The organism is Beijerinckiaceae bacterium (assembly GCA_004564215.1).
In the GTDB taxonomy this organism is placed as follows: Bacteria; Pseudomonadota; Alphaproteobacteria; order Rhizobiales; family Beijerinckiaceae; genus Methylocapsa.
In genome coordinates this window covers 3097311-3123726 of record CP024846.1, presented here as the reverse complement: position 1 = coordinate 3123726, position 26416 = coordinate 3097311, and the positions used below count along the sequence as shown (strand labels likewise).

23 protein-coding genes are annotated in these 26416 nt (G+C 58.8%); 10 read left to right on the top strand and 13 right to left on the bottom strand.

Features of this window, described 5'->3' with window-relative positions; translation table 11 throughout:
• Positions 1–112 precede the first annotated feature (112 nt).
• Complete coding sequence (rpsB, locus tag CU048_14945; protein QBR72361.1) at positions 113–1135, bottom strand: 30S ribosomal protein S2; 1023 nt, start codon at positions 1133–1135, stop codon at positions 113–115.
• Positions 1136–1380: 245 nt separating this feature from the next.
• Between rpsB and CU048_14940 the strand changes: the two genes are divergently transcribed.
• The 3 genes from CU048_14940 (at position 1381) to CU048_14930 (ending at position 4425) form a co-directional block, all read left to right on the top strand.
• A complete protein-coding gene (locus CU048_14940) occupies positions 1381–2031 on the top strand; it encodes a restriction endonuclease (protein QBR72360.1) in 651 nt (216 codons plus the stop codon).
• Positions 2021–2830, top strand: coding sequence for a hypothetical protein (locus CU048_14935; GenBank protein QBR72359.1), 810 nt, complete (start codon positions 2021–2023; stop codon positions 2828–2830). Before CU048_14940 ends, CU048_14935 begins: the two co-directional genes overlap by 11 nt.
• A gap of 107 nt (positions 2831–2937) precedes the next feature.
• Positions 2938–4425: an FAD-binding oxidoreductase gene (locus CU048_14930; protein QBR72358.1), complete on the top strand. Its 1488-nt coding sequence runs from the start codon at positions 2938–2940 to the stop codon at positions 4423–4425.
• A gap of 11 nt (positions 4426–4436) precedes the next feature.
• On the opposite strand, the gene CU048_14925 is transcribed toward CU048_14930, so the two are convergent.
• The gene (locus CU048_14925; GenBank protein ID QBR72969.1) at positions 4437–5036 is read right to left on the bottom strand and encodes a glutathione S-transferase family protein; all 600 of its coding nucleotides are present in this window, start codon (positions 5034–5036) and stop codon (positions 4437–4439) included.
• Between the two features lie 24 nt (positions 5037–5060).
• Positions 5061–8519 (bottom strand): DNA polymerase III subunit alpha, encoded by a 3459-nt coding sequence (locus tag CU048_14920; GenBank protein ID QBR72357.1) that lies wholly within the window; start codon positions 8517–8519, stop codon positions 5061–5063.
• A gap of 250 nt (positions 8520–8769) precedes the next feature.
• On the opposite strand from CU048_14920, the gene CU048_14915 reads away from it, so the two are divergent.
• A complete protein-coding gene (locus tag CU048_14915; GenBank protein ID QBR72356.1) occupies positions 8770–9741 on the top strand; it encodes a transcriptional regulator in 972 nt (323 codons plus the stop codon).
• Positions 9742–9796: 55 nt separating this feature from the next.
• Here CU048_14915 and CU048_14910 read toward each other — a convergent pair whose 3' ends face one another.
• The 3 genes from CU048_14910 to CU048_14900 form a co-directional block, all read right to left on the bottom strand.
• On the bottom strand, positions 9797–10597 hold the full coding sequence (locus CU048_14910) for a hypothetical protein (GenBank protein QBR72355.1): 801 nt from the start codon (positions 10595–10597) through the stop codon (positions 9797–9799).
• A gap of 89 nt (positions 10598–10686) precedes the next feature.
• A complete protein-coding gene (locus CU048_14905) occupies positions 10687–10989 on the bottom strand; it encodes a hypothetical protein (protein ID QBR72354.1) in 303 nt (100 codons plus the stop codon).
• Positions 10990–11336: 347 nt separating this feature from the next.
• Positions 11337–12350: an amino acid ABC transporter substrate-binding protein gene (locus CU048_14900; protein QBR72353.1), complete on the bottom strand. Its 1014-nt coding sequence runs from the start codon at positions 12348–12350 to the stop codon at positions 11337–11339.
• A gap of 190 nt (positions 12351–12540) precedes the next feature.
• Between CU048_14900 and metC the strand changes: the two genes are divergently transcribed.
• From metC to CU048_14885, 3 genes are all read left to right on the top strand, one after another.
• Positions 12541–13728, top strand: a complete 1188-nt coding sequence (gene metC, locus CU048_14895; GenBank protein ID QBR72352.1) for a cystathionine beta-lyase — start codon at positions 12541–12543, stop codon at positions 13726–13728.
• Positions 13729–14475: 747 nt separating this feature from the next.
• A complete protein-coding gene (locus CU048_14890; GenBank protein ID QBR72351.1) occupies positions 14476–15279 on the top strand; it encodes a hypothetical protein in 804 nt (267 codons plus the stop codon).
• A 306-nt stretch (positions 15280–15585) separates the two neighbouring features.
• Positions 15586–15780, top strand: a complete 195-nt coding sequence (locus CU048_14885) for a hypothetical protein (GenBank protein ID QBR72350.1) — start codon at positions 15586–15588, stop codon at positions 15778–15780.
• A gap of 42 nt (positions 15781–15822) precedes the next feature.
• On the opposite strand, the gene CU048_14880 is transcribed toward CU048_14885, so the two are convergent.
• From CU048_14880 to mobB, 5 genes are all read right to left on the bottom strand, one after another.
• Complete coding sequence (locus tag CU048_14880; protein QBR72968.1) at positions 15823–17502, bottom strand: MFS transporter; 1680 nt, start codon at positions 17500–17502, stop codon at positions 15823–15825.
• A gap of 205 nt (positions 17503–17707) precedes the next feature.
• On the bottom strand, positions 17708–18058 hold the full coding sequence (locus CU048_14875) for a hypothetical protein (GenBank protein ID QBR72349.1): 351 nt from the start codon (positions 18056–18058) through the stop codon (positions 17708–17710).
• Between the two features lie 3 nt (positions 18059–18061).
• Positions 18062–18457 (bottom strand): fluoride efflux transporter CrcB, encoded by a 396-nt coding sequence (locus CU048_14870; protein QBR72348.1) that lies wholly within the window; start codon positions 18455–18457, stop codon positions 18062–18064.
• Between the two features lie 98 nt (positions 18458–18555).
• On the bottom strand, positions 18556–19812 hold the full coding sequence (locus tag CU048_14865) for a molybdopterin molybdenumtransferase MoeA (protein ID QBR72347.1): 1257 nt from the start codon (positions 19810–19812) through the stop codon (positions 18556–18558).
• 8 nt (positions 19813–19820) lie between these two features.
• Positions 19821–20366, bottom strand: a complete 546-nt coding sequence (gene mobB, locus CU048_14860; GenBank protein ID QBR72346.1) for a molybdopterin-guanine dinucleotide biosynthesis protein B — start codon at positions 20364–20366, stop codon at positions 19821–19823.
• A gap of 42 nt (positions 20367–20408) precedes the next feature.
• On the opposite strand from mobB, the gene CU048_14855 reads away from it, so the two are divergent.
• Both CU048_14855 and CU048_14850 read left to right on the top strand, forming a co-directional pair.
• A complete protein-coding gene (locus tag CU048_14855) occupies positions 20409–20654 on the top strand; it encodes a preprotein translocase subunit TatB (GenBank protein ID QBR72345.1) in 246 nt (81 codons plus the stop codon).
• Positions 20655–20815: 161 nt separating this feature from the next.
• A complete protein-coding gene (locus CU048_14850; GenBank protein QBR72967.1) occupies positions 20816–22099 on the top strand; it encodes a DUF3422 domain-containing protein in 1284 nt (427 codons plus the stop codon).
• A gap of 179 nt (positions 22100–22278) precedes the next feature.
• Here CU048_14850 and CU048_14845 read toward each other — a convergent pair whose 3' ends face one another.
• On the bottom strand, positions 22279–22689 hold the full coding sequence (locus CU048_14845; GenBank protein QBR72966.1) for a hypothetical protein: 411 nt from the start codon (positions 22687–22689) through the stop codon (positions 22279–22281).
• A gap of 98 nt (positions 22690–22787) precedes the next feature.
• Positions 22788–24605 carry a potassium transporter TrkA gene (locus tag CU048_14840; protein QBR72344.1) on the bottom strand — a complete coding sequence of 606 codons (1818 nt, stop codon included), beginning with the start codon at positions 24603–24605 and terminating at the stop codon, positions 22788–22790.
• Positions 24606–24836: 231 nt separating this feature from the next.
• Here CU048_14840 and CU048_14835 point away from each other — a divergent pair, with 231 nt between their 5' ends.
• Positions 24837–26405, top strand: coding sequence for an exodeoxyribonuclease VII large subunit (locus CU048_14835; protein ID QBR72343.1), 1569 nt, complete (start codon positions 24837–24839; stop codon positions 26403–26405).
• Positions 26406–26416 lie beyond the last annotated feature (11 nt).

Below are 26416 nucleotides of genomic sequence, written 5' to 3'. Positions count from 1 at the left end.
TTCACGGTTTCCGGCAGGCTCGTGGTGGAAACATCGACCGCCGACGCGTTCCCATGAGCCTGCGAATACGACATCATCATTGCAGTTTCCCGCAGCCTATGCGGGGCGCAACTCAAGCGGCAACGAAAGCGCGGGCCAGATCGATCCAGCCGTCGCGTTCGATACGGCCACCCAGTTTGAGGTCGTGATCGACCTTGGTGGCAATTTCCGGTGTCATGGCGGCGATCTGCCAATAATGATAGATGCCGGCATCGTTGAGTTTCTTGACGATTTGAGGCCCGATCCCCGGCAATTTGGCGAGATCGTCCGGTGCACCGCGCGGCGCGGTGAGAAGCTCGAAAACTTCACCAGGCGTCTCGGAAACATCGCTCAAGACCGTCCCGCTCTGCGGCAAAATTTCCTCAGCGGGGGCTTCCATTTCGCCAAGGTCGACACCGGTCGAACCCTGAGCGCGCGAAATTCCATCGATCGCCGCGCGGGCAATAAGGTCGCAATAAAGAGCGATGGCACGTCCGGCATCGTCATTGCCGGGAATCGGATAGGTGATGCCGTCCGGATCGCAATTGGTGTCGAGGACCGCGACGACCGGGATCTTCAGTCGGACCGCTTCCTTGATCGCCAATTGCTCCTTGTTGGTGTCGATCACGAAGATAAGGTCGGGGGTACCCCCCATGTCCTTGATGCCGCCGAGCGCCTTTTCGAGCTTGTCGCGTTCCCGCGACATCATAAGGCGCTCTTTCTTGGTCAGTCCGACCGCGCCGCCATTCAGCAGTTCGTCCACCTTGCGAAGACGTTGAATCGACGCTGAAATCGTCTTCCAGTTCGTCAACATGCCGCCGAGCCAGCGGGAATTGATATAATATTGCGCCGAACGTTTCGCCGCATCGGCGATTGCGTCCTGAGCTTGCCGCTTGGTACCGACCAGCAAAACCCGGCCGCCTCTCGCGACGGTATCGGATATCGTCTTCAGGGCCTGGTGCAGCAAAGGCACCGTCTGAGCGAGGTCGATGATATGGATATTGTTGCGGGTGCCGAAAATGAACGGAGCCATTTTCGGGTTCCAGCGGTGCGACTGGTGGCCGAAATGCGCTCCCGACTCGAGCAGGCCGCGCATAGTGAATTCAGGTAAAGCCATGGTGATACATTCTCCGGTTAGGACCGCCGCGGATCGTTATGGACCCCCTCCTCTCGGGATTTCCCAAGGGAAGGAGCCACCGGGAGCGACCCTTCAATCAGGGCCGCGCGATCCGCGTGTGGAATGGGTGGGCTTATAGGGCGGCGGGCGCGGGAAGGCAAGGCTGGGGTTCCATATAAGTATAGCTGTTTCATAATCCGTAGCTATTTTGTAAGGTGTTTCGCTATATAAATTGGCGGAGCAAGATGGCGCGCGGTTCAGGTGTTCGAGATCGCATCAGAAACCTTTTTCTTGGGAAATTAGGCAAGGTAATCACGCGCCAGCAAATCATCGAAGCGAGCAAAGACCCCTTAACTGGCGTGGAGCCTGAGAACTGGCATCAGCGTCTATCTGAACTAAGAACTGACGAGGGCTATACAATCTGGGCTAGCAGAGACATGGAGAGCTTGAGGCCAGGTGAATATATGATGCCCCACGCGAATCGGCGTGAGATAGCTGGTAAGCGCGTAAGGCCAACTCCACAAACTTGGAAAGTGGTTCTTGAACGCGCTGGCGACAGGTGTGAGTGGCGCGAAGCGGGCGAGTATTGCGGCCTTCATGCAGGCGCGATTGATCCCATCGGTGGTGGACGCGTGAAACTCACGCCGGACCACATGAGCCCGCATTCCGTCAATCCGAATTCTGATCCACAAGACGCAGCACAGTGGCAAGCCTTATGTGGTCGGCATCAGGTCACAAAGAAGAATTATTGGGATAACGCCACCGGCAAGCTGAACATCTATGCTATAATTCAAGCAGCAAGTATGACTGAAAAGCGGGAGGCGTTCCGCTTCCTATTAGAATATTTCGGCTACACATTTCTTGAAAGTGGAAAGATAGTCAAAAATGAGAAGTAGCCAGAAAATGTACCCGGTTTCTAACGATGAAATGCAGGAGGAGCGCGTTGTTTTTCTCGAACCGCAAGACGTGTTTGCTTCTTTTGACTACATTGAAGCGAAGAGAATCCAGCCGACCTTAACGATGTTAGACCCCTGGTATAATAAAGGGACAGGCGGCGTCGTGGACAAATACGACGTATTTATAGAGCAGCTCCTGGCGCGGGCCTGCAAGATATCTTCGCACGTATATCTATGGGGGTTTCCGGAGATCCTGGGGCCATTCGTACGCAAGATTCCGCAAGGACATCAACTCGTAGCCTGGCTCACTTGGTACTATAAGAACAATCCATCGGTGATCCGCGGCTGGCGTTCAGCTCAGCAGACCTGCCTGCACATCGCGAAGCCTGCCGCCCCTCTGTACCCGCAGCACTTCCTAAATTCCATTCAGCTTCAGAAGATGACGCAAGGGAAGCTGCGCTACATGCCCGGGCCCGCGAGCGTCATCGAGAGCTCCCTTAATATTGGCTTTGTCGGTAAGAAAGAACAAACAGGGCATCCTTCACAGAAGCCGATCGCAGTGTACGATAAACTCATTCGGATGGTCACCGTTGAGAACGACCTGATTTTTGACCCAATGTGCGGGTCGGGAACGGCAGGCGCTGTCGCAAAAATCAGGAATCGACGCGCAATTCTAAGTGACATAAATCCGGTATACTTAGAAATTGCACGAAATCGTATTTCCCAGGATTTGGCTGAGTGGACTCGGAAACTCGATCTTGAAGTTAATAATCGGGAGACTGGTGTTCCACTGCTGTAGCCCGACGTAGTGAAGCTCCAACGCTCAAAGATCATCAAGACGGTCCCAAAATCTCCGATCATCCAGACAAGAGTCCACAAGCCAGTTTTGGCGTGAGGGTGCGCTAGTTGAAGCCGATCGACGTCGATGAAACCATTGTCGCCCGGCGGACCAAAATCGTCGCGGCATTGCGAAAGATCGTGCCCGGCGAGGGCGTCATCGAGCCGGAGGCCGGCCGGCGCGTTTACGAGAGCGATGGCCTCACCGCCTACCGGACCCTTCCCTTGGTCGTCGTCCTGCCGGAGACCGTCGAGCAGGTCAGCGCCGTGCTCGCCTATTGCCACGAAAACAACGTGAAGGTCGTCCCCCGCGGTGCCGGAACCTCCTTGTCGGGGGGAGCCTTGCCGCTGGAAGACGGCATTTTGCTTTCAATGATGAAATTCAACAGGGTGAAGGACATCGATTTCGACAATCGCTGCGCGACGGTCGAGCCCGGCGTAACCAATCTCGCGATCACCAGCGCGGTCGAGCACCGAGGCTTTTACTACGCGCCGGACCCCTCCTCGCAAATTGCCTGCTCGATCGGCGGCAACGTAGCCGAGAACTCCGGCGGCGTGCATTGCCTGAAATATGGCCTCACCACCAATAATGTGCTTGGCGTCGAGATGGTTTTGATGACCGGCGAGATCATCCGGCTCGGCGGCTGCCATCTGGGCGAGGCCGGCTACGATCTCCTGGCCCTTGTCATTGGTTCGGAAGGGATGCTGGGCGTCGTCACCGAAGTGACGGTGCGTATCCTCCGCGCGCCCGAATCAGCCCGCGCGCTGCTGATCGCCTTCGCATCGAGCGAATCGGCGGGCGCTTGTGTGGCCGACATTATCGCCGCGGGGATCATTCCCGGCGGCATGGAGATGATGGACCGACCGGCCATCGCGGCGGCGGAAGATTTTGTGCATGCCGGCTATCCGCGCGATGCAGAAGCCTTGCTGATCGTCGAGCTGGACGGGCCGCCGGTGGAGGTCGACCACCTCGTCGGCCTTGTCGAGAAAATCGCGCACGCGCGAGGCTCCACCCATTGCCGGATTTCGAACTCGGATGCCGAGCGTCTCACCTTTTGGGCGGGACGCAAGGCAGCCTTCCCGGCGGTCGGACGGCTGTCGCCCGATTATTTCTGCATGGACGGGACGATCCCCCGCAAGGAACTGCCGCGCATTCTGGCTGGGATGCGAGAATTATCCGAGCGTCATGGGCTACGCGTCGTCAATGTTTTCCATGCCGGCGATGGCAATTTGCATCCGCTCATTCTCTATGATGCCAACAAGCCGGGAGAACTTATACGTGCGGAAGAGTTTGGCGCGGATATTTTGCGCCTTTGCGTCGCCCATGGCGGGGCGCTGACGGGTGAACATGGCGTCGGCGTGGAGAAGCGCGATTTGATGCCCGCGATGTTCAACGACATCGATCTTGCCCAGCAGATCAGGGTCAAATGCGCTTTTGACGAGAAGCAGCTCCTCAATCCCGGCAAAGTATTTCCGGTGCTGCATCGCTGCGCGGAGCTGGGCCAAATGCATGTGCATGGCGGGAAGCTGGCGTTTCCGGAGATCCCCAGGTTTTGATTTCTTATCCCTCAAGCTCCCGCCGCATCGATGGCCATGGCGCGTTCCATCGCCGGACGCGCGAGGCAGCGGTCCACATAGGCTTCGAGCGGCGCGCGCGACGGCACGATCTTGAAGCGTTGAAGCCCAAAATAAAGATCGCTGCCGACCATCACATCCGCGGCCGAAAACCGATCGCCGAGCAGCCACGGACCTTTATCGACCGCCGCCTCCAAAACATCGATCACCCGATCAAAGCTGCCAAAGCCGGCCGACTGCGTCGACACCGAGAAACCGGTGAATTTCTGCATGTAGGCCGCCTCGATGTTGCCGACCGCAAAGAACAGCCATTGCAGATAGCGGCCACGCGCCGGATCGCCGATCGGAGGAGCGAGGTTCGCTTGTGGGACCGTGTCGGCCACATAGGCGCAGATCGCGCCCGACTCGGCGACCGTGGCCGCCCCATCGGTCAAGGCCGGCACTTTCCCCATTGGGTTGATCTTGAGAAAAGCCGGCGTCCCTTGCACGCCAGCCGACAGGTCCACGAACTCGCGGTCATAAGGCAGGCCGGCTTCTTCGAGAACCCAAAGAGCGCGGAGCGATCGTGTATGCGGCGCCCAATAGAGTTTCATCGGCATTGTTTGCCTCCCACAATCTTAAACATGCTCGACCGCGACGATTCCCGGTATGGCTTTGAGGGCGCCCGCGACTTGCGGTGAAACCGAAAACTTGCCGGGAAGTTTCACTTCGACTTCGCCGCTGGGGGTCAGGAGAATAAGCGACACTTCGCCCTCGCCTTGCGACGTCAACTTCCGGGCGATCTGGCTCAGCGGATTTTCGTCGCGTAGAAAAACCCGGAGCCCTTTGCCGATCCGGCTGGCCGCTTGATCCAAAGGTTCGACGGAAACAATGCGCGCCCGCACGTCCTCACCTTCGACATTGCCTTGCAAGCCAACGAGGACGCCGGCGCCTTTTTCCAGAAGATCGCGGTATTGGTTGAGGCCTTCCTGAAAAAGGATCGCTTCATATTGGCCGGAGGGATCCGAGAGCTGAACGATGCCCATTTTCGAGCCCGATTTGGTTCGGCGCTCATATCGATCAAGAACAGTTGCGGCGAGCCGGCCGGCGGAGGCGCCCTGCTTGACGGCGTGCGCGAAATCCACCCAGCGCTGCACCCGCAATCGCGCGAGAATTGCCGCATAGGCATCGAGCGGATGGCCGGATAGAAAAAATCCGACCGCATCGAACTCGCGCCGCAGCCGTTCGGCAAGCGACCAGGACTCCACTTTCGGCAAGACGATGGTTTCGCGGATTTCGCCGCCGAACAACACGCTTTGGCCGGCCAGTCGCTCCTCCTGACGCCGATGGACCGAGGCAAGGATCGCTTCGGCGCCAGCAACAACCCGCGCCCGGTCGGGTTCGAGCTCGTCGAAGGCGCCGGCCGAGGCGAGGCTTTCCAACATCCGCTTGTTGACATCGCGCGAGTCGAGTCTCGTCGCGAAATCGTTCAGATCGCGAAAGCCAAGGCCGCTTTGATCTTGCGTCATGACGCCATTGATTCTTGCAACCGCCAGCGCTTGCGCCTCGCCAACGCCCTTGATCGCCGAGAGCGCATATTTGATAGCCGGTTGGCCATCGATTTGGGCGGGCTCGAAATCGGCGCCCGACGTTTGCACCGAAGGCGGCAGGACTTTAATCCCCAACCGCCGCGCCTCGTTGCAGAATTCGGCCAGCTTGTCGGTATTCGATTTGTCGAGCGTCATGGAAGCGGCGAGAAATTCGACCGGATAATTCGCCTTGAGCCAGGCCGTCTGATAGGAAAGCAAGGCGTAGGGAGCCGAATGAGACTTATTGAACCCGTATTCGGCAAATTTCGCACAGGCATCAAAAATAGCATCGGCAGTCGGCTTGGCGATCTTTCTTTCGATCGCGCCAGACACGAAGCGTTCGCGCTGCGCATCCATCTCGGCCTTGATCTTCTTGCCCATAGCACGCCGCAAGAGATCCGCCTGGGCAAGGCTGTAGCCGGCAAGATCGCGGGCGATCTGCTGGACCTGTTCCTGATACGTGATCACTCCGAACGTCTCACGCAGGATGGGCTCAAGTTCGGGAAGCGCGTATTCGATAGGCTCTTCGCCATTCTTCCGAGCGCAATAGACCGGAATATTGGCCATCGGGCCGGGCCGGTAAAGCGCCACCAGCGCGATGAGGTCCTCGAAACGGTCGGCCCGCATATCGGTTACGGCCTTGCGCATGCCCGCGCTTTCCAGCTGGAACACGCCGACGGTTTCGCCACGCTCCAGCATGGCGAAGGTTTTCTTATCGTCCAAAGGGATTGTTAATAGATCAATCGCGACACCGCGCTTTTTTAGAAGTTTGAGACAGTAGGACAGGACGGTCAGCGTCTTGAGGCCAAGGAAGTCGAACTTTACCAGGCCCGCCTGCTCCACCCATTTCATATTGAATTGGGTCGCCGGCATATCGGACTTAGGATCGCGATAGAGCGGCACAAGCTCTTCCAGCGGCCGGTCACCAATGACAATGCCCGCCGCATGGGTCGAGGCATTGGAGTAAAGCCCTTCCAGCGTTTGCGCGATCTGGAGCATTTTGGCAACGCGTGGCTCTGTGTCGGCCGCCTCCTTCAGCCGCGGCTCCAGCTCGATCGCCTGCTTAAGGCTTACCGGGGCGGCCGGATTTTGCGGCACCATCTTGGCCAGCTTATCGACCTGGCCGAGCGGCATTTCGAGGACCCGACCGACATTGCGCATGACACCGCGCGCCAGAAACGATCCGAAGGTGATGATTTGCGCAACTTTGTCGTCGCCGTATCGACGCCGGACATAGGCGATCACCTCATCGCGCCGTTCCTGACAGAAATCGATATCGAAATCCGGCATCGACACGCGTTCGGGGTTGAGGAAGCGCTCGAACAGGAGCCCGAAACGGATCGGATCGAGATCGGTGATCGTGAGCGCATAGGCCACCAGCGAGCCGGCGCCTGATCCGCGCCCGGGTCCGACCGGAATCTGCTGGGCTTTGGCATGTTTGATGAAATCCGCGACGATCAAGAAATAGCCTGGGAAGTGCATTTTGATGATGACGTCGAGTTCGAAGGCAAGCCTTTCGCGATAATCCTCGATAGAGAAGCCGTGTGCCGGTCCATGCGCCGCAAGACGCGCCGCCAATCCGGCCTCTGCCTCGATGCGGAGTTCCTCCGCTTCGTCCTCGAGGGCACCGCTGGCTGCATAACGTGGCAAGATCGGTTTGCGGGTCAACGGCCGATAGGCACACCGCAGAGCGATCTCGACGCTGTTGCGCGTGGCCTCGGGAAGATCGGCAAAAAGCGCAACCATCTCGGACCGGCTCTTGAACCGATGGTCGGGAGAAAGCTGGCGGCGGTTTTGGTCGCCGATGACCGTGCCTTCGGCAATGCAAATCAGCGCATCATGCGCTTCGTAATCGGAGGCCGCCGCGAAGAACACCTCGTTGGTGGCCACAAGCGGAAGCGACGAGCGATAGGCGAGATCAAGAAGACGCGGTTCGATGGCATGTTCGGAGCTCAAGCCATGACGCTGAATCTCGACATAAAGGCGGCCACCGAATAGCTCTTGAAGCGCGGCCATGCGGGCATGGGCCAGCTCGGGACGATTATGCGCGAAGGCCAAGTCGAGGGGACCGTTCGGACCTCCTGTCAGGGCGATCAGCCCTTGCGTCCGCGCTTCGAGCCGCGCGATGTCGACGTGCGGCAGATCTCCCGGCTCGGGATCGAGCCAAGCGCGGGAAGCAACATGCATGAGGTTCAAATATCCTGCCGCGTCCTGGGCAAGGAGAACGATGTTGGCATGGCCGGCCGTATTGACCCCGGCGCGCGGCGCCATCGCCGCCCCATCCCCGAAATCGAGGGCAATTTGCAAGCCGATGATCGGCTGCACGCCTTCCTTCGCGAGCTTTTCGGAGAATTCCAAGGCGCCAAAAAGATTGTTAGTGTCGGTAATGGCGAGCGCAGGCATCCCATCCGCGACCGCGAGCTTGGCCAATCTGCCGATCGGCATGGCGCCTTCCCGCAACGAGCAGGAGCTGTGCACATGAAGATGAACGAAGCCGACGTCGTTCATTGAAAGGCCTTGCTGACTTGGATCGGGCGCGTGCCGATCCGGCGTTGCAACGGTCGCATGGGGTCCTTTGCGAAATCTTGGTTGACGGATTGACGCATATCGACAAAGGACATTTGTGGCGACTCAAATCGGCCGCCTCGACAGTGCAAATCGGCACTTCCAACCCGTATGAAATTGCAGTTTATTCCGATTCCCGCTAAACATGAAGTTCCAGGGCTGGAACTTGTGAATTATTGACCGAGAGGGACTGATGCACACGCAGATCTCGCCCCCGCTGGACTCGGCCGATCCAGTTGCCGTCGATCGTCCAACCCCGAATCGAAGCGCTGATCACGCCGGTGCGCCGTTCGCCGCCCATGGATGGAGAACGGTCGACTCGCTCGAGGACTGTCGCCAGGCGCTCCACAAAAAGCCATTTCAGGTGCATCATCCACTTGCCGAGCATCCGCTGTTTAAGATCGATGCTCTGATCCCTGTGGCGCGCGAAGCCGCCAAGCGCCATAACGATCTCTATGTCGATGTGGGTGATTTGAAGATCACCGACAAATGGGGCACGACCCCTGCCCCGACCATGCCGATCCCCGAGATCATCGACCGCATCGAGACGGCCGGCGCGTGGATTGTCATGAAGCATGTCGAGGTGGATCCGAGGTACAAGGCCCTCCTCGATGACTATGCCGATTTTGTGCGCAGCATCGCCGGCCCGGAAGGCGCGAAGATCCTGCGCAATCCGGAGATGTTGATCTTCATTACGTCGCCAAATCGGAAGACGCCCTATCATTTCGATGCGGAAGTGAACTTCCTTGTTCAGGTGCATGGGACGAAGGATCTTTGGGTATGCGATCCGCTCGACCGTAGCATTACCCCTGAAGAGGAGATCGAACGCTATTACGGCGTGTCGAACAACGCCGGAACTTTCAAACCGCATGCCCTGGAGCGGGCGACCAAATTCTCCCTCGGACCGGGCGATGCTGTCCATATTCCGACGCATGGCGCGCACTGGGTGCAGAACCACGATTCCATTTCGGTTTCGCTCAGCCTCAATATGGAATTTCCCATCTGGTTGCAGGCGGACGTGTATCGGGCCAACTATTACCTTCGGCGCCTGGGTTTCACGCCGCACCCCCCAGGCCATTCGATCATTGCCGACCGGTCGAAAGCGGCGGTCACCGCCGCGATGCGGACCGCGAAGCGGCTCATTCGTCGTCAACGACCGTTTTAGGCTTTTGCCGGCGCGCGATCTCCCCTCGTATAAATTGCGAGGGGCGTTCGCCTGTCTATCTTGCCGGAATAATGTCCAGAAGCGCGGCGATCGGAGCCGACGAGACGGCGAGCGGCGGCTGAAAAGGCGCTTCATGAATTGCAATTAGATTGAGCACGATCAGGACGCTGGTCGTATAGATGAACAAGGCTGCAATTTGCGGGCGGATCGCGTCGAGATGCACGGCGGCGAGGCTGATCTGAGCCATCAAGGCCATTAAGAGGACGCACATCCATTTGGCGCTTTCGGAATAATCCGAACTCAGCGCAAGCCTCTCGGCCCGAGCCTCCCTCACCTTCATGGCTGTGTCGAGCAACAAACGACTGAACTCCCCGGACCTCCATTCCGACTGCGCGATCGTTTTCAACAATTGATCTTGCGCCGATTCGGCTTCGGCGGAGGCATTGCCATCTTCCATGCTCCGCCATTCGTTATTCACGACCGCAATGACATAGGCGCGAATGGCATCGTCGATTTCGTCGCCCGACAGGCCGTTGGCGGCCACCAAATCATGCAACGAGACGAGGTGGGCTCCTTCCGCGCGCACCGTTGCCGCCGCGCGCCGGCTTCGATCCCAAACGTCGGTCGCGAGAAAGCCAACCAAAATCCCGAAAATGAGGACGATAGCGCCAAAAAATGGCCCGACAACACCCCTGAAGCTTTGGACCCGTGGCCCGATGACGGGGCCGAAGGAAACGCCGATCAAGAGAAGCGCAGAAGTGGCGAAACAGCCGATCAAGGCCAAAATCAACGCGGGGAGCGGTAGCGAAAGCCAAGCGTCGACCAAGATTAGATTCCCAGCAAAGGACGATGCAATTTCGGAGGGTGGGGAGAGGAGGCGTGTCGAGAGAAGAAAATTCTCACGCCATCACGGGTGAAACGTCAAGCGCCAAGATTTCATTTCAATCAAGCCGCTTTCGGGGGGGCATCCATGAAACGGCGCACCCCGGCGTGCGGTCGCGCCGGGGTGCGCTTTTCTGATTTGCCGAGTGGGAGGCTGACCAGCTGCCCGAACGATATTTCAAATGACTTGCGCAGGACTGATCCTTCGATCAGCCTTCGCATGCAGTTACCAATAATATGGGCGCCGCCAACCGCGATAATAGCCATAAGGCCCCCAGCGCCTTGGCCCCCAGTAGCCATACGGCCGCCAGTAAGGATAACGGGGTCCCCAATAGCGCCAACCGGGTACCCAACGGCAACCGCCATAGGGACCGCAAATCCAGCGGGCTTTATCAACGCCCGTCGCCTGATCCGCCGGTCGCGCGACCGCGGGATCAAGACCGCTCATCGGCAGGGCCGAGGCGGATCCAAAGCCGACCCCGGAAAGACCAAGGCCTGCAGCCAGCACAAACTTCAGACTTGTCTTCATGATTTCGCTCCATCCTATTGGATGTCTTGCTCCACGAAAGGCCAAACTTCGGCCATACGGAGCCTACATCGCGCATAGTGCGAAGCGCGTGCTGAAGCTCACATGAAAAACATGTTCATGCTCGATTTATCCAGAGAAGCCGTCTGCCTTACTCCAGAAAGGCGATGGGTCCAATGGGAGAGGCTCAGCGAATTGGCGGAGAGTAGAGCAGGCCACCTTTCGTCCAAAGCGCGTTCAGGCCTCTCTTGATCTTCAATTTTGAACCTTCGCCGAGGTTGCGGTCGAATATTTCTCCATAATTGCCGACCAGCTTCACAATGCGATAGGCCCAATCCGACTCAAGACCCATCGCTGCGCCGAAGTTTCCTTCAAAGCCGAGCAGCCGTTTGATGTCCGGGCTTTCGGATTTGGCCATTTCATCGACGTTCTTCGAGGTCACTCCGAGTTCCTCGGCATCGATCAGGGCGAAGTTCACCCATTTCACGAGATTGAACCAACGATCATCGCCTTGCCGCACGACAGGTCCGAGCGGTTCCTTGGAGATGATTTCAGGAAGAACCACACTGTCTTCCGGATCGGCGAGCCTCGAGCGTTCGGCGTAAAGACCCGAAGCATCTGTCGTAAAGACGCCGCAACGGCCATTGTCATAGGCCCTGAGCGCTTCCTCGGCGCTCGGGAAAGCTACCGCTTCATATTTCATGTTGTTGGCGCGAAAGAAATCGGCGAGGTTCAACTCGGTCGTGGTGCCTTGCTCGACGCAGACCGAAGCGCCCGACAGTTCAAGCGCCGATGAATAGTTGAACTTCTTGCGCGCCATAAAGCCCTGACCGTCGAAATAATTGATCCCCGGAAAGAGAAAGCCCTGCCCTGTTTCTCGCGAAAGGGTCCAGGTCGTATTATGGGACAGCACATCTATTTCGCCGTTTTCCAAGGCGGTGAAACGATTCTTGCCGCTCAGCGGAATGAACTTCACTTTGCCGGCGTCATAAAAGACCGCGGCTGCCACGGCACGACAGAAGTCGATATCAAAGCCGTTCCAATGGCCATGATCGTCCGGGATCCCAAATCCGGCGAGCCTCGGATTGGCGCCACAGGTCAAATACCCCCTCTTTTTGACTTGGTCGAGCGTGTCTGCCTGTGCCGCGGTCGCAGAAAGCAGAAAAGCGGCTACAATGTTTAAGACAGCCATTTTGCGCATAGAAAAATTCCAAATAATCCGCAGGATGCTGCGGAATGTGGCAGGTATAATTGATGGGAGGGAAGGCTTCAGCAACTTTGACTGGGAGTTCAATTATGCAACCGCGAAGTTCATTTTTCAGGCACCGACTTGACGAGGAAAGGATCAAAACCGCAGTTTGCGGCGCACATACGGCAGAACGGACGCAAAAATGACCGAGACAACCCCGCACGACCGCAGCCGCCTGAAAAGCCGGACGAAATTGATTCATGCCGGGCGCAGCCCCAGCGAACAATATGGGTTCGTCAACACGCCGATTTATCGCGGTTCCACCGTGCTCTTTCCCACCTTCGCGGATCTGGCCGCGCGCAAGACTCGATTTTCCTACGGAACGCAAGGCACGCCCACAACCGAGGCGCTCGAAAGCGCTTGGAGCGAATTGTCGGGAGCGGCCGGAACCGTGCTCGCGCCGACCGGCCTTGCCGCGATCAGTCTCGCCCTGCTGACCGCCGTGAAGGCGGGCGATCACATTCTCGTAACCGACTCGGTCTACCGTCCCTCTCGTATTTTTTGTGACACGATCTTGGCCCGCATGGGCGTTGAAACGACCTATTACGATCCCTTGATGGGGGCCTCCGTCGAAAGTTTGATCCGACCGAATACAAGCGTGATCTTTATAGAAACGCCCGGCTCGCAGACCTTCGAAGTCCAGGACGTCCCGGCGATCTCGGTCCTTGCGCGGGCCAAGGGGATTTGTACGATCCTCGATAATACCTGGGCAACGCCGCTGTTTTTTCCGCCGCATGAACGCGGCATGGACATGGCGGTCGAGGCCGGCACGAAATATCTTTCCGGCCATTCCGATCTTCTCCTCGGTCTGGTATCCGCGAATGAGCGTTGGTATCCAAGGCTTCGGGCAACCTTCGATGCCTTTGCGATGTGCGCCGGACCCGAGGATGTCTTTCTGGCTTTGCGTGGTCTCCGCACCCTCGATCTGAGACTGCGGGAAGCACAGCGCCAAGCACTCGATCTCGCGCAATGGCTGAGCGGCCGCAAGGAGGTCGTCAAGGTCCTTCATCCGGCCTTCCCGTCGTGCCCCGGCCATCCGCTTTGGAAACGGGATTTCTTGGGCTCGTCGGGACTTTTTTCCGTCATTCTCGCACCCTGTTCGCCGGTTGCGCTCGCCGCCATGCTGGACGGTCTCAAACTGTTCGGCATGGGTTATTCTTGGGGAGGGTTCGAAAGTCTCGTCATCCCTTTCGATTGCCGCGCCTATCGAAGCGCGACCGCATGGAATCCGCCGGGCCCCTCGTTACGGTTTTCCGTCGGACTCGAAGACATCGAGGACTTGAAGGCGGATCTCGACGCGGGGTTCGGAAGGTTGCGCGCTACTGTTTGAGGCTGAAGCGGGCGTCACAAAATAGCGCCACTGGGCACGCTCGCGGACTTGCACGGGACGATAGGGACGAACGCCCTTGGTGGCTCTTGGCCCATCGGCGCCGCGCATCCCAACCGCCGGAACCGATCTACGCGCAGCCATCAACATAGCGATGCAATTGTCTAGCGATTTACCCAACGCCTCGATGTCGCTGTCGGAAGACGCTATGGCCTCCGCCAAACTATTTAGATCTCCGGCGATATACCGCAGATTAATTGTCACCCGGTTCAAGAGTTCGGCTTCTTCGGAAGGGTCGTCCTCAATGTTCACTGCCATATCAAGGCTGCCTATCGATCCGCATATATTGGGATTATTCATCGAGCCACTTTAAAAGCCGCGTCGATGCGTGGCTGGTCCACCCCCATCTGACTCGTAAATACCCAGTCGCGGCCGTTGCCGGAGCTAAACCTTGACTATAACTAATATTATATAATGTCATTCATCTGTCCATGACCCAAATACGTCATGGCAGCCCCAGCTGTCGAGAGATATTCCCGCGTTTTCGGATCACGGCGCCTCCCCCCACGGCCGAAGGAAACAAAGCCCTTCAATGGTCGGCAGAGTCCAACCTCGATTTTGCTGACGCTCTGGGAGAGGGAACGGCGGGGCGTTGAAATAGGCCAAGTGAAATGCAGCGGACTTGCCGGCTTTCGCCGATTTGGGCAAGGTCAGCGTTCGAGTTTGGCTACTCTGGCGGGGAGTCCTCGTGTGAATATTTTGCGGCTCGTGCTCCTTGGCCTCGCGGCCCTTGCCGGGATCATCGTCGGCGCGGCGCTTCTGCACAAGGCGATTTATCCGGCGACCTCGCCCCGAACCGTGAAGGCAAATGTCTCTCCCGAAGCGATTGAGGCCACCCGGCGAGCGTTGGAGCGCAAGCTTTTTGCGGTGCCCGAATACGCGGCCTTTTTCGAACGGCTGAAAAGCGTCTTTCCGCAGGAATATGAATCTTTCTTCTCGACGGTTTCGCGGCGTGCGGCCCTATCCGGAAATTTAGGGAGCGAAGATTCGTTGTTTTCGGAAGCGACGCGGACCTTGCGCCTGTCGCGCGGAATTTTAGCGGCCAAGGCCGACAAGCCGGCGCTGGACCATATTTTTGAAATGCAACTTGCGGTTCTGCATGCGCTCGCAGCCAAGGATCGGCATCTTTGCGTCGATTTTCTCTACGGTGGCGAGGACGCCGGCTTTTTCGAATTCTCGGCCCAAAACCGCGGTCTCATAGCCGCAATGGCCATTGCCGGCATTGATGCCATTCACGATGGAGAAATAAAGCGGGTCGAGCGGCCGGCGCCAACCGACGCGGACTTTGAAACGCTCGAAAAAGCGCTGTTCGCCCAAGGCCTCAACACGTCCGAAATCGAGGCGCTCCTCGACGGCAAGGCCAGCGATCCACCGATCGACGATGCGGAAATGTGCCGCGCCGGCCAAGTCTATCTGGAAACCCTCGCGGCCATGCCCGAAGAGGAACGGATGCGGATTTATGGCCTCGCCGTGGAACTCATGGCCCGATCATGACGGGAACCGATTTCCAGACGCCGTGACGTCAGGCAGACCCGTTTCCAAAATCGAGCCGAAAACAGCGTTGCCGTACTGCCGCCGCAACTTCATTGTCCAATTGAAACGCTGGGTTTGCTGATGGCAACGGCCACGGGGATGGGCTGTTGATAACTCTTTTTCGCACCGCTAGCCGGTCCGCGAAAATGGAGGCTTGCACTATGGGGTCGTTGTCGAGGCGGCCGCACATGGCATGGGTTGGCGGCCCGAGCGGATCTTGGGGGAGAAATCCGGATGCCGCATAAACGAAAATTACGCCGGCGAGAAATGGAGGCTCGCGTCGAGCTCGCCGAAAAAACGCTTTGCGAAGCAAGGAGTTCTGCCGCGCGCGGGGGCCACAGCCGGGCAATCCTGCTGCAGCTCGAACGCAAAATTCATGCGATCAAGAGAGATTTGGCTTTGCTCGACCTGCAATTCGCCGAATCGGATGACGTGAATTCTGAGATCGAAGAGAAATCCTGACGCTGCGATCGCTCAAGGCGGCCTTTGGTGATTTTCAGGTCCTCATTGGAAGATTTTTGCGGCACCTTCGATCGTCTTCCAAATCCCCCAAGCGAGCGGAATACCGACTGTCGCCCAGGCGAACAAGGCCTTCACATCCAGGCCGCCACGGCCGATTCCGTGAGTTTTGGATGAAATGGCGAGCGTCGCATCTGCCAGGATTTTGGGCTTGTCTTCGGTCATGTACCATTTGGGAGAGACGGGACGGATGAGCAGGTTGCAAATAAAGCCAATAACCAGCATCCCCGCGAGAATATAGAAGATCAGATCGTAAACATGATCGCGCGGCATGCCCTCGGCTACGCGGGTATCGTGCAGATAATTGACAATCACCGGTCCGACGATGCCCGCGGTCGACCACGCCGTCAGCAAGCGACCGTGGATCGCGCCGACAAATCGCGTCCCGAACATGTCCGCAAGATAGGCGGGAATGGTTGCAAAGCCGCCGCCATACATTGAGGCAATCAGGCAAAACGAGGCCGCGAATACGCCAAGCAGCCTCAGGCTGGCCAGTGTCGGGGCCAGCGCGTAGCATACCGTGCCCAGAATAAAAAAGGCGAAATAGGTCGCCTTGCGGCCGATCTTGTCGGACAGCGTCGCCCAAAAAAACCGGCCCGCGATATTGAACAAGGAGAACAGGCCGACGAACCCGCCGCCGATCGCGGCCGCCAGGGTTTTTTGCGCATCGGTGAACTGCACGAAACCGACCGAAGGATCGCGAAACAGAGTGCCGCCAAAAGTTTCCTGCAGCATCGGCGAGGCGGCGCCAATAATGCCAATGCCGGCGGAGACGTTAAGACACAGCACCCCCCAGATCAGCCAGAACTGCGGCGTCTTATGCGCATCCTTCAGATCCACATTATGGGTCGTAATCATGGCCTTCTGGACCGCCGAGGGCGTCCAGCCTTCGGGGCTCCAACCCTCCGGTGGCACCCGGTATCCAAAGGCGCCGGCTATCATGTAAACGAAATAGCCAAGGCCCAGCACAACAAAGGTTTGCCAGACGCCGACCGAGGTTGCGGTTTTGAAATAGCTCATAAGCAAAGTGGCCAGCGGCGAACCGATCATCGCACCGCCGCCGAACCCCATGATCGCCATGCCGGTGGCCATGCCCCGCCGATCGGGAAACCATTTGATCAGCGTCGAAACCGGCGAAATATAGCCAAGACCAAGCCCAATGCCGCCGATCACGCCAGACCCGATCCAAAGCATCCAGAGCTGATGCATGTTGACCCCGACCGCCGAGATCATCAAGCCGCCGGACCAGCAAAGGGCTGCGTAGACGCCCGCCTTGCGGGGGCCCGCGCGTTCCAGCCAGCCGCCCCAAATGGCTGCCGAAGAGCCAAGCAGAACAAAGAAAAGCGTGAACATCCAGCCGAGATCGAATTGCGTCCATTCGCAATCCGTCGCGGTCAGCGCATGGGCAGTCCCGACGGTCTTTTCCCAAAACGTCGTCGCGGCGCCCGCGCAAGCCGGGACTTTGTCGCCGGTCGCGGTTCCGACCGCGCGGGACAAAGGCAGCCAAAAGACGCTGAAACCATAGGCCATGCCAATGCAGAGATGGATGGCGAGGGCCGCGGGGGGAACCAGCCAACGGTTGAATCCTGGCTTGGCAACAATCCGTTCGCGTCCAAGAATTCCGCCCTTTGCGATGGCGCGGTCCGTCATATTCGTCTCGTTCATGATTATCTGTCCCGAAGCGGCGACGTTATCGGGGAAAACCTCTTCGGCCAACGCTGATTTTCGCCCAACATCTGGATACTGCCCCCGTCCCGGTGCACTTTGACGCAAACGTGGGCGTCACGTTAGCCAAGGTTCAAGACAAGAACAACCGGAGTCTCGTCGCAATCGCCGGACATGGGACGCACCCGGAACGCCAGCGCGATGCCTAACCCCCTTGAGTCTTGGTGGTGGATCCATATTGAACCACCTGGACCTTCTCAAGCGTAACGAGGCCACTGGTCATCATGCCGTCGAGGACGGGCAGAAAAGCGTTGATCTTGTCCTCGCTGTCGACGATTTCGATCACAAACGGCAAATCCTCCGACAGTCGGAGAATTTTCGTCGTGTGCAGTCGGCTTGAATGGCCAAATCCCATCGGTCCGCGCAGCACCGTCGCACCGGCAAGATGCAATTCGCGCGCTTTCATCACGATCGCTTCATAGAGAGGTTGATGGTCGTAGCGATCGTCCTCACCGACGAAGATCCGCAGCAGCAAGGCATCGCGGGGGATTTGCATTCTTCAAACTCCCTTCAATTGATTGAGCATGCTGGCGGCGATGTGACCTAGCCAGACCGCGACGAAGCAAAGGACCACCGAAAGGCCGACATTGGCGGCGGCGCGTGCCCATTCGCCATCTTGAACCAAAGTAAGCGTTTGCAGGCTAAACGAGGAAAATGTGGTGTAGCCGCCGCAAAGACCGACCATCACGAATTGCCTGGCGGTGGTGCCAACCAGCAGGCGGCCATCGGGGCCGGTCAGGGTGGCGAAGAACCCAATCACGAAGCAGCCGGAAATATTCACAAAAATTGTGCCCCAGGGAAAGGTTTCCCCAATGCGATTTGCGACGAATCCGGAAAACCAGTAACGCCCGGCACCGCCCAGAGCGCTTCCCAGCATGATCCACAGATAGAGCATCGACGACGTTTTCTCCTCTTGGCCTCCGGCTTGTTGCCCGTGCAGATGTCCCGGTATGCGACATGCGGGTCAGCCGCACAGCTCAACGGAACCAAGGACTATCTGATCAGACGATAGTCAATATAGGCCACCTTCTCTCCCGGCGTTACAATGGTGACGGCCTCCGGCAATTCGACAAAACCATGCGTGCGGGTGAGAGATGTCAGAACTCCCGATCCTTCGACGGGGTATTTTTCAGCGATCATGCCGTCGGCGGCATTGCCCCGCAAGCAGACCCGGACGTACTCGCGGCGTCCGGCTTTCTTTTCGTAAGCAAAGCCAGAGACGACGGAGAGAGGACGCACCGGTTCGAACAAGGCCCCCGAGAGCGCCGCAACCAGAGGCCGCACGATATAGGCGAAGGTCACAAAGGCGGCGACGGGATTGCCGGGCAGACCCACAAATGGCGTGCCCTCGATCACTCCCATCGCAGCTGGGCGTCCCGGCTTGATCGCCAGACGCCAAAAAACCAGAGAACCATGTTGGGCAACCGCCGCCTTGACGTGGTCTTCCTCGCCAACAGAGACGCCGCCAGAGGTCAAGACAAGATCGTGAGTTTTCGCCGCCGCGTGCAGCGCCGGTCCAATGATCTGTTGGTCGTCCGCAAGGATTCCGAGATCCGTCACCTCGACACCGAGGCGGCGCAACAATCCATGCAAAATGAATCGATTGGCGTCATAGACGGCGGCCGAACGCAGCGGCTCCCCCGGCGAAACAATCTCATTGCCGGTCGAAAAAATTGCCGCTCTCAATCTCCGCCGGACGACGAGCGACGCGAGGCCGAGCGCCGCGGCGAGCCCCAGATCCTCTGGCTGCAACAGCCGGCCGTTCTGCAGCGCTGCGTCGCCACGCCGAATATCTTCACCGCGCAAACGGCGGTTGGCACCCTGCGCGAGTCCGGCCGGGAAGACCACGGAGCCATCGGAGAGGACCCGGCAATCCTCTTGCATGAAAACCGTGTCCATTCCCTCCGGGATGGGGGCGCCGGTAAAAATGCGCACGGCCTTGCGATCGGTCTTTGCAGCAAGCGACGATTGCCCAGCAGCTACGCGGCCCGAGACCGCAAGTGTGGTTTCGACATTCGCGGCGAGATCTTGAAACCGCACCGCATAGCCATCGACCGCGGAATTGTCGAAGGGCGGCAAGTCGATGGGGGCCAAGACAGGCTTCGCGAGCACCCGCCCGACGGCTTCGGCGAGAGGGATTTCTTCGGTGCCTTCGACGCAGGGAACCCGCGCCAAAAGTAGCTCGGCTGCTTCCTCCAATGGCATCAGCGCTGCACCGGCCGCGAAGCTATCATTGCCGAGTTGAGCCATAAATTGTCCTATGCTTTGTCTTTGTCGCCGTCGGCGAGAGTGCGAATTGTTTCTTCCAATGGGCGCGCACGCGAGAGGATCAGGCCAATGATGGTCTCGATGTCGTCAAGATGGGCGCACGGCAGATCGAGCGGCGGATTTTCTTTGGCGTCGGTCGCAAGCGCGACAATGGTTGGATCGTCGGGATACAGCAAAGGCTTGGCATTTGCCGTGCGGTGAACTTCGATTTTTGCATGGGCGTCGCGCTTATACCCCTCGACGAGCACGAGATCGACCGGGGCGAGGCGGCACAAGAGCTGAGCCAGATTGGGTTCTTCCGCCCCCCGTATTTCATGCATCAAGGCAAACCGCCGGGTGGAGGCGACGAGCACCTCGGTTGCTCCAGCCTCGCGATGGAGATAGGAATCCTTGCCCGGCTGGTCGACATCGAACGCGTGATGCGCGTGCTTGAGCGTCGAGACGGTCAGGCCGCGTTCCCGCAAGCGCGGGATCAGCTTGACGATCAGCGTCGTCTTACCCGCGCCGCTCCAACCGACCACGCCTATCACCCGCATTGCTTGCCCCTCTCCAAGCCGAATTTGGCAGCGTCGCCCAGCATGGATTTTTGTTTGTCTTCGATTTATCTCGATCTTCGCGGATTGCAATGTCCCCTGCCGGTGCTACGAACGCGCAAGGCCCTTCGAAGGCTGGCCTCGGGTGACCTTATCATTGTGGAATGCACCGATCGGCTGGCCGTCATTGATATTCCGCATCTTGTCCGGGAGACCGGTGATACGCTGGAGCGCGAGGAGGTAGCAAACGGGCTCTACATATTCCACATCCGGCGGGGAAGAAAAGCATGAGGCCAAGACGAACTGCGCCCGCGCGTTTGAAACTATAGGCCAGCGGCCGATTCATCAGATGGCCCGCGCGAAAATTGGAAAGCCTGGGCTGCCTTACACTCCATAGCTATCAAGGATAGGATCACGTGCCGGAACAACAAGACAACAAAGCGACGGCGTTTCTGCCCCATGCCCAGCGTGGCCGCGTTCTGGCGGAAGTGCACGCCCGGCCTTTTGCCGAATTGGACGGACCCAGACGCATCCTGCATTTTGCCTTCATGACCGATCAGGCCGCCGCAACGAAAGCACGGGCAGCGCTCGATTCTTTTTGCCTCGCACGCGCTTGTCCCGCTCCCCCGTCCGAGGCCAGGCAGTATCTGGTTGAACTCTCGCAGGTCGTCTTGCGCTGGGAGCATCATGGCGAGTTCATGACCTACTCCTGGGAGTTTCTTCAAGCCTCTCCCAAGGCGGACGCCAACGGCATTGCGCATACCGCGTTTCAGCCAAGCGCCGGCGATCTTTCCAACTATATGCGGCTCCTGCCGCAGCCAGGGCCGTTGATCGTCGCAGCCGACCTTCATTTTCTACCGGAAGCTCCCTGGGATGCGGACTGGCAATCGCTGTTTGAACCGAACCGGCTTGCCGCTTCGGAAGTTGCAGGCGGCGCCGCCATTGTCGCCACCGATTTTCATCCGGATGCGTTCGGCTTCGTGCGAATGCTCGTGCTCGACCGCCGTTTGACTCCCGTCGAAGCCGGCGCGCTGGTGCGGCGCCTCCTCGAGGTCGAGACCTACCGGACTTTGGCCTTGCTCGGCCTTCCGGAAGCCGAGAGCGCAAGCCCGGTGATTCGACGCATCGAAAACGAGTTGCCGCTGCTCGTGCAAAAGATGCGCGCGAGCGAGGGGCTGGAGGCGAGCCGCGAACTGCTCGATCATCTGACCGCTCTGGCCGCGGAACTCGAGGCCAGCGCGGCGCAATGTCTTTACCGATTTGGCGCGACGCGCGCCTATCAGGAACTTGTGAGTGTGCGGCTCGAAGCGATTGGCGAAGAGGCGTTGCCGAATATCCCGACCTTGGCCGCTTTTCTGGCACGGCGCCTGACCCCGGCCATTCGGACCTGCGCCTCGACCGAGGAGCGCCAGGAAAACCTCTCACGTAAGCTTGCCCGCGCGGCGCAGCTCTTGCGCACCCGTGTCGACATCGAACTCGAAAGTCAGAACAAGGATCTTTTGAGCAATATGAACGACCGGTTCCAGTTACAGTTGAAATTGCAGCAAGCGGTCAAGGGCGTTTCCATCGCCGCCATCACCTATTATCTGCTTTCGATCTTGCATCTGCTTTTCGAGGGATTGCATCGAAAGATAGAAATATTCGATCCGGTCGTCGCCACCGCGCTCGCCGTCCCCTTCGTCCTTGCTCTTATCCTGTGGATTTTCCGTCGGCGCGGAAAACACACGGTGGAGTGATGAAAGCGCGGGAACATCCCGCGCTCTTAGAGCGCTTCCCGATCAGATGGAATCATCTGATCGAAAAGGAATCGCTCAAGTTCAACGAGTTGGAGCAAGTTCTGATCGAAAAAGTCGGTCAACTTTTTCGGAACATGCTCTAGTCTTTCAGATGGGCCCCAATTGCCCCGTTCCGACGATCATTCGCCAAGAAGCGCCGAAGATACACGGGCCATCTCTTCGACACGTTCGCGCCGGACCACGAGCCAACCAAAGAGCAGCATGTCTGCCAGCACCATGAACGAACCAATCGACGCGAAGGGCACGCCAATCTGACGGCCCGTGTGAATGAGCGCGACCCCCAAAGTCATGATCAGGGTGCCGGTGATCCACAAGCAGACTTGCAGCAAGGCGATGCGGCCGCGGTCGAGCGCCGGATGAAGCTTATAAAAAATCCCGAACAGAAATAAGGATACCCATCCGAGCAAAACGAGATGGGCATGCGCGGGCATGGTGGAATGATCCCCGGAAATGGCCATTCCAAGACCCCACGCCATTCCCAAGACTGCCAACCCCACCGCGGACTGGAAACACAAGGAAGCTGCTTTCATCCTATTCCCCCCAAAGTCGAACTGATCGCGCCAAAGACGCGCGGTTGTCGCCAAAAGCAACATGCGCCAAGCCCAGGCTGTGTGATAGCGCACCGACTTCATTCCGTGGCGTTTGGTCTCGACTTTTGTTTGTTGATTTCCTTCAGGCGCAGCGACCTCTTGATCGCATGTCTTTCCTCGGCGCGGCCGGCAACAGGGCGTAAAATCTTTCGGAATTCGTCGCGTTTGCCATGGATCGAGGCAATGACCTTCCCCATCGGAATGCCCATGTCCACGAGCACGGCCTCCGACAATTGCAGACTTGCCTCAATCGTCTCGGGGACCGCATCACTCACGCCGAGTTTATAAAGCACGGTCGCGTGCTGCGCGTCGCGTGCCCTTGCGACGATGGTGAGCTTTGGAAAGGCCGCGCGCGAATTGGCGACGATCTCTTCCGCGTCGGCGGGTCTGTCCATCGTGATAATCAGAGCCTTGGCCTTGCCTAATCCGCACCGGGCAAGAAAATCCGGCCGCGAGGCATTGCCCCAGTAAATGTCGATTCCCAATGCCCGGAATCGCTTGACCATGGTCGCGTCCGTCTCGACCGCCAGAAATCCCATGCCATGCTCGCGAAGCATTTCGCCGACAAGCTGTCCGACCCGCCCATAGCCGACGATGATCGCATCGGGCGCCTGATCGCGTCCCTCTGGTGGCAAAAGCTCCTCGGGTTCCATCCCTGCGCGCCGACCGGTTATGGCTCGCGCGAGCGCACCCAAGGACGGAACAAGGAACATCGAAAGGGTCACCGCGATCATCACATCCGCGCCGATGGCGGAGGGTAAGGCCTTGGCCGCGACGGCGGCCGTGATGATCACGAAAGCGAACTCGCCGCCCGGCGCGAGCAACAGTGCGGCTTCGGTCGCAACGCGCGAAGATAGCCGGAAAATGCGGGCCGCCAGCCAGGTGGTGCAGATTTTGACGAGGATGAGCCCAAGCGCGAGCCCAAGAATTTTGAATGGATCCGACATCACCGCCGAGACATCGAGACTTGCCCCGATCGAGACGAAGAACAAGCCCAACAGCAAGCCTTTGAAGGGCTCGATCGTCACTTCGATCTCGCGCCGATATTCGGTTTCGGCGAGGAGAACGCCAGCGATAAACGCGCCAAGTCCCATCGACATGCCAAACATTGCGGTGAGCACGCCGGTTCCGATTACCACCAGCAGGCAGGCCGCCATGAAAAACTCGGTCGATCCGGCCGCGGCAACATGATGAAAAAGGGGCCGCATGACGAGCCGGCCACCCAGCACGATGATACTGAGGCCGGTCAATGCCGGAACCAATGCCGCAATCATGGCGGTGCCGAAATCACCTCCATGAATGCCAAGCATCGTGACCATGAACAGGAGCGGCGCCACCATCACATCTTGAAAAAGCGAGACGGCGAAAGTTGCCCGGCCGGCCGTGGTTCCGAGTCGCTTGGCTTCGGCGAGGACAGGGATGACAATGGCGGTCGAGGACATGGCCAGCGCAAAGCCCAGAACCGCGGCCGAGTTCGGCGGCTCTTTCAGCAGCAAGGCGATGCTTCCCAAAGCGGCGGCCGAGCCGAACACCTGCAATGCGCCAAGCCCGAACACCAGCTTGCGCATGATGACCAAGCGCTGCCAGGACAGTTCAAGACCGATCATAAACAGGAGAAAAACGACGCCGAATTCTGCAACCGGTGCAATATCAGCGACGTCCCCAAGAACAAAAAGCGAGAGCCAGCGGATGTGTTGCGCGAGCGCCCCAAGGCCATAGGGGCCGAGCAAGACGCCGGCGGCGAGAAAACCCAGGATCGGACTGATTTTCAGGCGCCGGAACAGCGGCACAACGACGCCTGCCGTTGTGAGAAAGATCAGCGTTTCCTTCAATTGCTCTGGCGCGAAGGTGGTCATGCAATTCCCGATGGTCAAATAACGCGGTCCAGATCAAAACACCGCCATGTTCCCGCCAAGCCGTGCGGCATTCGAGAAATGCCGAATCGCCAAGCAACGCTACCGCTCAACGCGTGTCAGCGCCACGGTTGCGGGCCTTTTTATGCAGCCCGCCGCATAGCATAAATGCCGCAGGAAATCCGATTTTGAACCGCTCTTTCCTGCGACGCCGAAATCCTGCATGTTCGCGCCATGTCCGATCAGCCCCAAAGCAACGCGCCCGAGCTCACCGTCACTGAATTATCAGCCGCCTTGAAGCGGACGGTCGAGGATCGTTTTGGCTTCGTGCGGGTGCGCGGCGAAATCTCAAACTATCGAGGCCCGCATTCGTCCGGCCACGCCTATTTCTGCCTCAAGGATCAGTCTGCCCGCATCGATGCGGTGATCTGGAAGGGGGTCTTTTCCAAATTGAAGACCAAGCCCCAGGAAGGGCTGGAAGTCATTGCGATTGGAAAAGTCACGACTTTTCCCGGGAAATCCACCTATCAGATTATTATTGAATCGTTGGAGCCCGCCGGGATCGGCGCTCTCATGGCGCTCTTCGAGGAGCGCCGCCGCAAACTCGCGGCGGAGGGGCTTTTCGATGAGGCCCGCAAACGGCCCTTGCCGTTCCTGCCGGGATGCATCGCGGTCGTGACCTCACCAACCGGATCGGTCATTCGCGACATTCTGCATAGGATCGCCGACCGGTTTCCCCGCCACGTCCTGGTCTGGCCGGTACGGGTCCAGGGGGAGTCTTCGGCAACCGAGATCGCAGCCGCCATCGACGGGCTCAACGCCCTGCCCGAACAGGGTCGCCTGCGCCGGCCGGATTTGATTATCGTGGCGCGGGGCGGCGGGTCCCTTGAGGATCTCTGGAGCTTTAACGAAGAAATCGTCGTGCGCGCGGCGGCCCGCAGCCATGTTCCGCTTATTGCGGCCGTCGGCCATGAAACGGATTGGACCTTGATCGACTACGCCGCCGATCTCCGCGCGCCGACCCCGACCGCTGCGGCTGAAAAGGCCGTGCCTGTGCGCGGTGAACTTGCCGCCGGCCTCGCCGACCTTGGCCGCCGCCACATCAACGCCTCGTTGCGGGGTCTCGAGCGCCGCCGCAATGAGTTCCGGGCCCTGGTCCGCGCCCTGCCGCAGAGCGACACGATTGTCGCCCTGCCCCGTCAACGGCTCGACAACCTCGAAAGCCGCCTGATCGGCGCGCGTTCAAGAGCCTATGACGGATGGCACCTCGGCTTGGCGCGCCTGTCGCATCGCCTCGCGCAACAGTCCCCGCAGACAAGAATGGCCCGCGAAGCGGGACACCTCAAGGCGCTCGGACAAAGGTTGCTGCGCTATCGGACCACCGGCAATGAGCGAAGAGCGCAAGCGCTTGCGTATCTCGCGGCAAGACTTGCGGCGGCGCGCGTCACGAGGGTCAGGCTTGAAAAGGAACGGGCGGAGGCCGCGCTCCATGCCTTGGGTAACCACCTAAAGCGCGGCTTTCAATCCTGCATTAGTCTCCGCCAGACGCGCGTCGACACCCTGGGACAATTGCTCGGCAGCCTTGGCTATAAGCAAGTCCTGGCGCGCGGCTTCGCGCTCGTCCGGGACGAGAACGACAAACCGCTGCGCAGCGCGGCCGAGATAACGGATGGCGCCTTGCTTGATATTGAATTTGCGGATGGCCGCCGTGCCGCGCGGGCCGGCTCCGACAAACAGGTCCCACCTATCGAACGCGCGGCCAGCAAGGGCAAGCGGAAGCCAAACCAGGGCTCCCTGTTTTGATGGGCTGTGTT